We start from the raw sequence: 10,825 nt of genomic DNA on the forward strand, positions 1-10,825 counted from the left end.
ACTACGGCGGCTCCGCCCCGTCCCCAACCGATCAGCGGTCGATGCGCCCAGCCCCGGCAGCCTGATGGAGACAGGCGACGGGGCGAGGTTCGGGACGGTTCCCGTGTTCACTGTGGTTCGCTCGACGAAGGAGGAGCCCGACTGTGTCCCTGCGGCATCGCCACGAGTACGCCGCAGGATTTCTTCGTGGCCTCCCGGCCAGCTTTCGTAGACCAGCCCAGGATTTGTCAGACCACCCGAAAGGACGACCCGAGTACGCACCGCTACCGGCCCTGATCCACCAGGTTCGAGCCGGAGGCACTTTAAGAGACGTAAAACGCCGGTTCCTCGCGTACTCCTCTCCATCACGCTCGCCGGACCCGCCCCATCTGGCAGTACTGGACACGTCCCGGCTTTGTCAGGGCCGCTCTCACCCTCACCGGCATCACCCGGATCAGGCTGCCCTCAGCTTCAACCCGACTGCTGCGACAGCGGGTTGGTGCAGGTCTTCCACCTCCACTCGAACCAACAGCGCCTCACGGCGCAAGCGAAAATCTTGCCAGAGCCACTGATCTGCAGAGGCGGGTACAGGCTCATGTACACACTCGCTCGGGTTGATCTTGGGAGTGTCCCCGGCATCATGCCGCCCCACCTGTTCCTGCAGCGAACCGGCAACCGCCAGGGTGACAAGCCCTACCCCTCGGGCACCTACAGCTGGATGCTTCGCGAGTTCAGCAAGACCGTGAAGATCACCGACAGCAAGGGCAAGCCCGTCGACCTCAGCCACACGCATCGGTTCCGCCACACCAAGCTGACCCGGCTCGCTGAACTCGGCCTGCCCGTCCATGTGTTGATGCGCTATGCCGGGCATGCCACCCCGTCGATGACGATGCACTACGTCGCCGCCCGCCAGGAACACGCCGAGCAGGCGTTCCTGGCCACATCGAAACTCCGGGCGGACGGCACCCACGTGGTCTTCTCCCGCGACGACCACGACAGTCTTCACCTGTTCAACCGGGCCGACCGGTTCCTGCCCCACGGCTGGTGCCTGCTGCCGCCCCTGCAGACCTGCGACAAGGGAAATGCCTGCCTGACCTGCTCTGTCTTCGTCACCGACGCCTCTCATCAGAGTGTTCTGGAACGGCAGCTGGCCGAGACCGAGGCCCTGATCAACCGCAGCACCACCGCATTCCAGGAACGGCACGGCCGCCCGATACCCGAGGACAACGTCTGGCTAGTGCAACGGCGGGCCGAACACGCGGCTCTCACCAAGCTGCTGGACACCATCCGCTCCAAGCCCGGATGCGCCGTCCAGGGCGCCGGCTGCGGCGCCGCCCCCACCGGCCCCGTCCCTCTCACCCTCGACCGTCACCGAAGGACCCGGCCATGACCGACGACGCTCGCGCCAAGCGCACCCAGACACCCGCCACCGCCGCGAAGGCCAAGTCCCAGGCCAAGACCGTCGCGGCAGAGAAGGCGATTCGCACCCTGGTCAAGTGCGGTGAGCCGATCACCTTCCAGGCCGTCTAGCGCGAGGCCGCAGTCTCCCACGCGTTCCTCTATAATCACCCCGACCTGCGAGGACGCATCGAACGACTCCGGGCCCAAGCCCGGCCGGTTCCAGCGCAGGTGTCGGCGTACACGTGAACGTGGCTCTGGCAAGAATTTCGTAGCCGAAGATCATCTCGGTGACATGGTCAGCCGGTCCGCGTAGCGGGCAGCCTGTGGTTGTGCTCTGTTGAACTGGTCAGCTTGCTACCGCAGTTGGCTGACGTGCTGGTCGTTTCGGTTGATGTCTCTGATGCCGCTGTGGCTATTCACGCCCGTACAAGGTCCGGTGTTCCCGCAGGATGTACGGGATGCGGCCAGCTCAGTGAGTGGTGTCACAGCCGCTACATACGCCGCCTCGCCGACGTCACTCTCGGACATGGAAGACATCGGCCCGCTCGAGCTCGGTCCGCCAGCTTTTCGAGTAGCCGTAGCCGGCGTCCGCGGTCACCCATCCGAATGGGATCTTCTCCTCGATCGCCCGGCGGGCCATCGCCCTGGCCATCGCGACCTTGGTCTCGAAAGCGAGCGTGTCGTCGATGCCGGCCCGTCGGCACCGTTCACGATCGTCCGTCCAGGACGCCGGCAGGTAAAGGCGGCGGTCGATCAGCGTCCGACCCAGCGGAGCCGCATAGGCAAGGAAGACTCCGACCTGGGAGTTCTCCGTCCGCCCCGGGGCGTGTGTCTGAATAACTGTCAGAGTTGATCTGTGCAGGTGTCGTCGTGTCGTGACGGTAGGCGGGCTTGTAGTTGGGCAAGGGTGCGGGCCGGGGTCCCGGGCAGCGGAGTGACCGCGACGCGGTGCAGGTCCAGGAGGCGGTGGCCGTCTTGGAACTGGTTGGACAGGTTGGTCCGGCCAACATTCAGGAGCTGGGCCAGAAGAGTGCTGGTGACGGCCCTGCGGCGGCGTAACAGGGCGGTCAGCAGGCGGTGGTAGTGGTCGAGGCTGCTGGTCTGCGGGTGAAGGTAGCTGCGCGGGCGGTGGAAGCGTCGTTGGAATGCCGCCTCGGCCAGGGCGTCCCAATACGGTTCCGAGATGGCGACCAGACGGTCGAAGGCGGAGCGTGACATGCCGGTCAGGGCCGGGTCGGTGAGCATCACGGTCAGGGCGGGATCGATCCGATGCCGGCTCGGTGCCTGCTTAGGAAGCCGGGGTGCGACCGGTGCCAGGGTGTAGTTCCAGTCCACGTGGAAGGCGTGGGGTGTGATCGGCAGGGCATGGAACTCGGCGGCCGTGATTGTGGTGCCCGGGTCATATAGGCCGGTGTCGAGTTCGGCTCCGATTCTGAGCCCGGTGCGAGTGGTCGTGGCGGCGATCGTCTCGATGACGACCCCGTAGCTGGTCGGGGGCCTGCCGCGCCAGTTCGCGGTGATGTGGCAGAACATCCGGTGTTCGATCTTGTTCCACTTCGATGTTCCGGGTGGGAAGTGGCAGACGGTGATCTCGAGTCCGCTTTCCAGGGCGAAGGCGGCGAGGTGCTTCTTCCATGTCCAGCGGCGAGGGTCGTTGGAACCACCGCAGTCGGCGGTGATCAGCAGCCGGCCGGCGTCCGGGTGGTCGTCCCGTCCGCGCTGCTGCCACCACCGGCGGATGGATTCCACCGCGAACTCGCCCGTGTCGTGGTCGGTCCCGACATTGACCCAGCCAGTGTTGCGAGCGATGTCGTAGATCCCGTAGGGGATGACCACGGGCTGGTCACTGGTGGTGAACGTGTGGCAGTCCACACGGATGGGGTTCTTGCCCGGCCGCCAGGTGCGTCCGGGCCGGTCGCGGTTGCCGAGCCACTTCCTTGGCCTTGGTGTCCACGCTGATCACCGGCTGGTCGTCGTCGAGGAAGGCCGCGGCGGTGGCGTTGATGTGCGTGAACTGAGCATCCCGGTCCGGATGACTGGCGCCTTCCGTGGTCTTGGCGGTTCCCTGCAGGCTGTATCCCAGGGCATGCAGCAGGCGTCCGACGGTCGCCGCGCTGACCGGGTGGCCCTGACTGGTCAGCGCCGAGGCCAGAGACCTCAGCGAGAGCGTGGTCCAGCGCAACGGCGAGACCGGATCGCCCCGGGTGTGCGGCTCGATCAGAGCTTCAAGCGCGGGCATCAGACCGGGGTCGGTGACCGTCACCGGCTTACGGCCGGCTCCTGGAGCCCGGATCCGCCCGGCACGCAAAGGACGCCCGGACAGCTCGGCGATCCCGCGTGCGACGGTGGCCGCACTGGCGCCAGAAGCGGCCGCCACCAGCGTGATCCCCCCGTGGCCAAGCGCGGCGGCCTCGCTGGCCAGGTAGATCCGACGGCGCCGCTCATCGAGATGGGGAAGGAACCGATCGAACTTCGCCCTCAAAGCCACAACCGAAGCCCGAGCGGCCGTACCCGCAGTCACACCTCATTGTCCCGCCAACACCCGTACACCGAGCAGTGAGCTCTTTCAGAGTGGCCACCGATCGGGTGACGGCTACGTCCGCAGGAGGGAATCCCAGCCGCAGGTCGGAAGCCGGTCAACCTCAGAAGAGCGTTCACTCTGCGGAGTGGCTGCTGAAAAAGCTCAGTAATTGAAATACAGGCCCCCGGGCAGGATCGAGAACGCGCAGGTCGCCGTCTATCTCGCCTATGCCACCGGCCGCGGCCGCACCCTCATCGACCGGCGCCTCTACCTGCCGCCGACGACCGCGACCGGTGTCAGCGGGCCGGCATCGAGGACACGACCGGATTCGAGACCAAGGTCGCGATGGCCAGGGCGATGGTCCGCCGGGCGATCGAGGAGAAGATCCCGTTCGGATGGGTGACCGCGGACGCGGGCTACGGCTACTCGAAAAGCTGGCGGACCGAGCTGGAACGGGCCGATGTCTTCCATGTCATGGCCACCACCCGGCACGACACCGTCGTCACCCGCTGGGCCATCGACCATCCGGTTCACGACCTGTTCCACAGCCTGCCCAGGCGGAAGTGGAAGCGCCGGTCCTGCGGGGCGGGGCGCACGGCCACCGCGTCTTTGACTGGGCCAGGGTCGAGGTCAGGCCCTGGCACCGGGAAGACCGCCGCCACCGGGTCATCGCCCGCAGAAGCGTCGGCCGGCCCGAGGAAATCTCCTACTACATTGCCTACTGTCCCGCCGGAACCACCCTGGACGAGCTGATCCACGTCGCCGGGGCCCGCTGGGCGGTCGGGGAATGCTTCCAGACCGCCAAGCAGGAATGCGGCCTGGACGACTACCAGGTCCGCCGCTACCCCGGCTGGCACCGCCACATGACCCTCGCCATGGCCGCCCACGCCTGCCTCACCGTCCTGCGAGCCCGCGAACTCGACACCGACAAAGCAGAAACGGATCCTCCGGCCTCGTCCCCCTCAGCCTGGCTGAACTCCGACGCCTGATCCACCGCCTCACCCACCGGAGACCAGCCTCGATCGACCACATCCTGCACTGGTCCCACTGGCGACGCCGACGACAACACCAAGCCCGCATCAGCCACCACAAACAACGCGGCCACACACCACCCAAACCTGCCCAAACCGTCACGACAAGGACTGTTGCAGTACTAGACGGCAGCTTTTGCCTGAATGAGTAGCGGCTACTCAGTCGGGGGGATACGGGTGCGGTGAGTGTGATGGTGAGGGGCCTGGCTCTGGTCTGTCGGAGCGGCGTCCGGTCCGTTCTTCTTGCCAGACACAGGGGCACCACCGGTGCCAGCCGGGTTAGATCATGATGGATGGATAACATGCCCATTATTCGAAAAATCGCGTACATAACACATAATGTCGACAATCCTGGGAGCCCTCCATGGGTGGACCACGACCAGGAGGGTGTTCTGACTGCACTGCGGAAGTACGGGGTACACGGAGAACTGGTCAACTGGGATGATCCTGCGATCAACTGGAGCAAGTACGATCTGGCGGTGGTGCGCAGCACCTGGGACTACGTACAGCGACACACTGAGTTCCTTCGGTGGGTGGACCAGGTGGATCGGGATACCCGTCTATGCAATCCCCGGTCGGTGCTGCAGCGCTATACAGACAAGGCATATCTGAAGGATCTGGCTGCAGCGGGGATCGCCACGGTGCCTACTGTGTGGATCGGCCCGGGTGAAACGCTCGCTGCAGAGGCGGCACCATGGCCGGAGCTGGTGATCAAACCCAGCGTCTCCTGCGCGGGGCAAGACACCCTCCGCACGCGTGACAGGTCAGCGGCCGTTGCCCATATCGCCGGGCTCACCGAGATCGGTCGGACCGCTTTGGTCCAGCCATGTTTGCCCATGGTGCAGGAAGAGGGCGAGGTTTCCTTGGTCTTTCTCGGCGGCAAGTTCAGCCATGCCGTCCGGCGTTATCCTCGCCTCGTCGGCCAAGCAGCAGACTTCCACGAGGACCCTTGCATTGGCATGGTGTTGCCGCAGCCGACCGCGGACCATTTGGATCTGGCGCAGGAAGCGTTGTCGGTACTGCCTGAGCGTGACGAACTGCTGTACGCCCGGGTCGACCTTGTCCGCGACGAGACCGGCCATCCCATGCTTCTCGAGCTGGAGTTGGTAGAACCCTTTCTCTACCTGGGATTCGGGCCCGGCGCCACCGACCGCTTCGCCGCCGCGCTCGTTGCCGCAGTCGGATGATGACGCTGGAAGGGGGGTTTGTTGGTGTACGGGGTGCTGGCTGACCTGGTGTGTTGCTGGTTCGCTGAGAGGCAGGATTGGCGGTTCGATCGGGGTATTGACGCCCACCACAGGCGGCACAGACAGGTATTCGATACTCAATTTTTCTACGGAACGGATGAGCGATACGCGGGAATAGAGAATATCCCCCGCCTTCTGAGGCACCGCCGCGCGGGAACCCCGGACCTCGGGCCCACCAACGGGCATTGTCAGGTTGAGCGGGGGTCTTCCTCGGGGCATGATCGTCGGTCTGCCGGATTGCCGGAGGGGCTGCTTGTGGACACGGTGTCGTACCGGGGTTTCCGCTTCCCGCCGGAAGTCATCTCGCACTGCGTGTGGCTGTATCACCGCTTCAGCCTGAGCCTGCGGGATGTCGAGGAGCTGATGTTCGAGCGCGGTATCGAGGTCAGTCACGAGACGGTCCATTATTGGACTCGCCGGTTCGGCCCCGCCTATGCCAACGCGCTGCGCAGGTACCGCCCGCGGCCGGGCGACAAATGGCACCTCGGCGAGGTCTTCGTCAAGGTCCAAGGTGTGCAGAAGTATCTGTGGCGGGCCGTCGACCAGGACGGGAACGTGCTCGACATCCTGCTGCAGAACCACCGCGACGGGACCCGCCGTCAGGCGCTTCTTCCGGAAACTGCTGGACAAGACCCGGACAGTTCCTCGGGTCATCGTCACCGACAAGCTCCGTTCCTACGGGCCGCCCACCGCACGGTGATGCCGTCGGTGGAGCACCGTTCGCACAAAGGGCTGAACAACCGGGCTGAGAACTCCCACCAGCCGACCAGACAACGCGAGCGGGCGATGAAAGGCTTCCCAGTCGGCCGGCGCGGCCCAAAGGTTCCTGTCCGCGTTCAGCGGCATCTCACCCACTCCCGGCCCCGACGCCACCCGCCCACTGCCAGCCGCTACCGCCTCGAGATGCTCATCCGTTTCGCCGTCTGGAACCACATCACCGGCACCGCGGTCCCACCCAACGCGGCCTGAACCAGCCACCACCGCAGGCCGACACGCCTCGAATCGGATCACCCCGCTGGCGGCTCACTCAACCTGACAACGCCCAATACCGCGCTCGAACATCAGCTCCTCGACATCCCGCAGGCTCAGGCTGAAGCGGTGATACAGCCACACGCAGTGCGAGATGACTTCCGGCGGGAAGCGGAAACCCCGGTACGACACCGTGTCCACAAGCAGCCCCTCCGGCAATCCGGCAGACCGACGATCATGCCCCGAGGAAGACCCCCGCTCAACCTGACAATGCCCAGGATCAGACGAAGGCCGCCTACACGTCCGCCGAACTGCGAAAACGCTGATCAAGTTCGAGCCGCGTTCGACGCCGGACGTTAAAAGACAAGCTGAGACGATGTTTGAGAAATCGGTTGATCTTGCTTTTTTGGGCTTGGGCGACTGGGAGCGTCGGCCGGCCTGGGGTGCTGAGCAGCGGTTCTGCGGAGAGGTGGTGTCCCTTGTCGGCCCTGGAGTCGCTAGTCAGACGGTTCCCAAACGCGGTCTTCAGGCGCCATTCAAACGGGAGGTGATATTATTGTCGGCAACGTGTGCCCAGCGTGCACACTCGTTAGCTTTGCTAAGCAGCTTGGCGGCTGCACTGCAAGGAGGTGTGTCCTTTGAAGATGGACGACAGAAAGCTACATTGGCCACTGGTTGGCCGAGAGAGAGAACTCGCTCTCTTTGTGAATTCTTTGACAGACCGCAGGGCGCGAGGCGTTGTAATATACGGTGCTTCCGGGGTGGGAAAGTCAAGGCTGGCCGAGGAATTTCTAACCCAAGCTGCGCGCGCCGGATTTAGTCACGGACTTGCTACGGCGAGTGCACTTGCCGGTGCCGTTCCGCTGGGAGCAATCGCTCACCTGCTGCCAATGGGAGTCGACTTCTCTGACCCGGTAGCAGGCTTCGCTGCAGCGGTGCGCACGCTTTCCGGGCCGGAACGCCGTCGTTGGGTCCTAATGATCGACGATCTTCAGTTTCTTGACGCGACATCTGCAATGCTCTTGAGGCAGCTAATGGATGCCGGTGTGGTCCGGCTGGTCGGAACTGTCCGTAGCGGTGAATCAATCAGTGATGCAGTGCAAACTTTGACGCATGGCGATCAAGTCCAGCGAGTCGATCTAGCCGAGCTTAACAAGGAACAGGTCGAAGAAGTACTACAGGAAGCCTTGAGTGGTCTCGTCGGGCGACGGACACTGCATGAGCTATTCAGTTCATCCGGCGGAAATGCCCTTTACCTTCGCGAGCTTGTCACAGGAGCTCTCGATTGCGGTGCTCTGGAAAAAAGCGAAGGAGTTTGGGAGCTGACGGGGTCGCTACCTGTGGGTAGTGCACGACTGACTGAGTTGGTCCGGAAGCGACTGGAATCCGCACCACTGGGTGGGCGATCGGTGCTTGATCTTCTCGCTCTATGCGGGTCGCTATCTCTGGCTGACGCCCAGGGCCTGACCAATTTCGACATCTTGGTCGACTTGGAAGAATCAGGACTGATTCGCATTGACCAGGTAGGCCGACGAACTTCCTTGAATTTGTCCCACCCTCTTTACGGGGAGGTACTGAGGGCTGAGATATCACCCCTTCGCCGCCGTGCGATGTTGTTGGCACAGGCTGAACGTGTGGTGACCTATGGTGCCCGGCGCCCTGAAGACACTCTTCATATTGCTTCATGGCAGCTCGCGGCCAGCGGGACTGCGGACCCTGCTCTCCTGATTCAGGCAGCGACCCTCGCCCGGCATTCCCACGACTATCCGCGGGTGGTTTCATTGCTTAATGCCATCCCCAGAGAGTTTCACACCTCGAGTACGCTTCTGCTTCTCGGTGAATCGCTGTCATCGCTGGGGAAGTTTGATGAAGCCGAGGAAACCCTTGCAACTGCTACAAGCCAGTCCGTCGAGCATACTGAGCAGCTGAATATCGTAAGGGCGAGAACCTTCAACCTGTACATGGCGGATCGGATCACGGAAGCGGTCGAGCTTAATGAGGCTATCGCCAGGGAAGTCACCCGTCCCTCTTGCGCCAGAATGATGAAGATTAATGAGGGATCTATTCGCACTATCTCTGGAAGCCCTATTGAGGGGATGGCCCTCATGGGTCGATACTTGGAGGAAGGAGAATTTGATACCACCATAGACTCAGACGTATGGCTTTTCGGGGCCTCCTCCAAGGCGCTAGGATTGGCTTCCATGGGTCGCACTTCGGAAGCTTTGAATCTTGCAGAGGCCGCATACAAAAAGCATATTACCGTAGATGACGCAACCATTCACCTTCATCCATCGGCCCAGCTGATCGCTATGGTGGTTTCCCTAACAGAGGCGGGGAGACTGCCTGATGCCCAAAAGCTAGGGGAGGATGGGATATCGCTTTCGGTTGCATGTCAGGCCCCTATTCCTCAACTATGGCTGACCCTATTTCTCGGCCGCAACGAGCTAATTGCAGGGCATGCCAAGGTGGCCAATGGGCTATTTCGGGAGGCAGTGTCACTGGCACGGGCTCACCATGCCGAGCTGGCGATTTCACTGGGGGAGTCGGGAATCGCTGCCTCGGCGGCATTGCTGGGCGATGCGACCTCCCTTTCAGCGGCCTCGCGTAGTATTTATGTCGCTGGAGGGTTGCATAAGTGGGAGTTTGGACTCGGTCGAGCATGGGTGGCCGCCTTGCAGGGGCGCACCGCTAAGGCACGGCAAATTCTTACAGACTCTGCCGATGGAGCTCGGCGTGACGGTCATATAGCCAGTGAGGCTTTGCTGTTGACCGATCTCGCGCGTCTGGGCGGTGCGAAAAATGTAGCCGCGCGGTTGGGTGAAATTGCTGAACAGTGCGATGGGCACCTTGCCCCAGCTCGCGCGCATTTTGCATTCGCTCTGGCTAATGACGACCCTAAGGCTCTTATGGTTGCAGCTGAGAAACTTGGGTCGATTGGTGTCGACCTAGTTGCCGCTGAGGCTGCAGGTGCGGCAGCAGCTGCCTGGGCGAGGGCAGGAGAAAAGCGGTTGGCCATGGCCGCAACTCAGCAGGCAAGAGATTATAGCGCTAGATGCGGGGATGCCGCTACGCCGGCCATGCTCATTGCTAGGTCTGCGCCTACGCTCACCAACCGGGAACGTGAGATTGCCCTACTGGCGGCCAAAAACTCCCCAAGCAAGGATATTGCCAAGGATCTTGTACTGTCGGTACGCACCGTCGATAATCACCTTCAGCGGATATATAATAAACTCGGTATTACTACTCGAAATGAACTTGCTGATGCCCTAGGAACGAGGCGTTCCAGCTGATTGAAGGAAGGATGTATATTCGCGGGGGTTTCACCAGCCTTTCTTGTAGAAGGCAAGGCGATGACGGCCTTGGCGACGAGGGTGAAGCGGGTGAGGGGGCCGCGGTAGCGGGTGGCGAAGATCTTCCAGTCCTTCAGGCGGCGACTGGCCGCTTGGAACGACGTCGGCGTGTGGGACCAACTGCATCCGGTGCTGCTGAAGAAGCTGCGGGTCGCGAAGAAGCTGGACTGGTCGCGGGCGGTGATCGGCTCCTCCCACGTCAGGGCCGCTCGACGGGGCCCAAAAGCGGGCCTTAGTACTGCAACGGTCCTTGTCGTGACGGTTGGGCAGGTTCGGGTGGTGTGTGGCCGCGTCGTTTGTGGTGGCTGACGCGGGCTTGGTGTTGGC

6 protein-coding genes and 4 pseudogenes are annotated in these 10,825 nt (G+C 62.9%); 7 read left to right on the forward strand and 3 right to left on the reverse strand.

Going from position 1 to position 10,825, the window contains the following annotated elements:
* Positions 1–619: 619 nt before the first annotated feature.
* Entirely contained in the window at positions 620–1,369 is a 750-nt protein-coding gene (locus tag ACFVZH_RS39175) for a tyrosine-type recombinase/integrase (protein ID WP_384905268.1), read from the forward strand.
* Complete coding sequence (locus ACFVZH_RS39180) at positions 1,366–1,509, forward strand: hypothetical protein (RefSeq protein ID WP_384905270.1); 144 nt, start codon at positions 1,366–1,368, stop codon at positions 1,507–1,509. The genes ACFVZH_RS39175 and ACFVZH_RS39180 overlap by 4 nt, the downstream gene beginning before the upstream one ends.
* A 394-nt stretch (positions 1,510–1,903) precedes the next feature.
* Here the strand turns inward: ACFVZH_RS39180 and ACFVZH_RS39185 are convergent.
* Positions 1,904–2,200, reverse strand: a pseudogene (locus ACFVZH_RS39185) (transposase); the annotation flags it as partial.
* 254 nt (positions 2,201–2,454) lie between these two features.
* A pseudogene (locus ACFVZH_RS39190) lies at positions 2,455–3,901 on the reverse strand (ISAzo13 family transposase); the annotation flags it as partial.
* A 187-nt stretch (positions 3,902–4,088) separates the two neighbouring features.
* Here ACFVZH_RS39190 and ACFVZH_RS39195 point away from each other — a divergent pair.
* The 3 genes and pseudogenes from ACFVZH_RS39195 to ACFVZH_RS39205 form a co-directional block, all read left to right on the forward strand.
* A pseudogene (locus ACFVZH_RS39195) lies at positions 4,089–4,890 on the forward strand (IS701 family transposase); the annotation flags it as partial.
* Positions 4,891–5,300: 410 nt separating this feature from the next.
* Positions 5,301–6,119, forward strand: coding sequence for a RimK family alpha-L-glutamate ligase (locus ACFVZH_RS39200; RefSeq protein ID WP_384905272.1), 819 nt, complete (start codon positions 5,301–5,303; stop codon positions 6,117–6,119).
* A gap of 315 nt (positions 6,120–6,434) precedes the next feature.
* On the forward strand, positions 6,435–7,148 hold the full coding sequence (locus ACFVZH_RS39205) for an IS6 family transposase (RefSeq protein ID WP_384905274.1): 714 nt from the start codon (positions 6,435–6,437) through the stop codon (positions 7,146–7,148).
* 75 nt (positions 7,149–7,223) lie between these two features.
* Here ACFVZH_RS39205 and ACFVZH_RS39210 read toward each other — a convergent pair.
* A pseudogene (locus ACFVZH_RS39210) lies at positions 7,224–7,355 on the reverse strand (IS6 family transposase); the annotation flags it as partial.
* A gap of 437 nt (positions 7,356–7,792) precedes the next feature.
* Here ACFVZH_RS39210 and ACFVZH_RS39215 point away from each other — a divergent pair.
* On the forward strand, positions 7,793–10,438 hold the full coding sequence (locus tag ACFVZH_RS39215) for an AAA family ATPase (RefSeq protein WP_384905278.1): 2,646 nt from the start codon (positions 7,793–7,795) through the stop codon (positions 10,436–10,438).
* Between the two features lie 111 nt (positions 10,439–10,549).
* On the forward strand, positions 10,550–10,807 hold the full coding sequence (locus tag ACFVZH_RS39220; protein WP_384905276.1) for a hypothetical protein: 258 nt from the start codon (positions 10,550–10,552) through the stop codon (positions 10,805–10,807).
* Positions 10,808–10,825 lie beyond the last annotated feature (18 nt).

The organism is Streptomyces sp. NPDC059534 (genome assembly GCF_042743475.1).
Taxonomy (GTDB): domain Bacteria; phylum Actinomycetota; class Actinomycetes; order Streptomycetales; family Streptomycetaceae; genus Streptomyces.

Bases quoted from the DNA above. Each gene is read 5' to 3' on its own strand.
- ACFVZH_RS39175 (WP_384905268.1), top strand. From the start codon at position 620: ATGCCGCCCCACCTGTTCCTGCAGCGAACCGGCAACCGCCAGGGTGAC.
- ACFVZH_RS39180 (WP_384905270.1), top strand. From the start codon at position 1,366: ATGACCGACGACGCTCGCGCCAAGCGCACCCAGACACCCGCCACCGCC.
- ACFVZH_RS39215 (WP_384905278.1), top strand. From the start codon at position 7,793: ATGGACGACAGAAAGCTACATTGGCCACTGGTTGGCCGAGAGAGAGAA.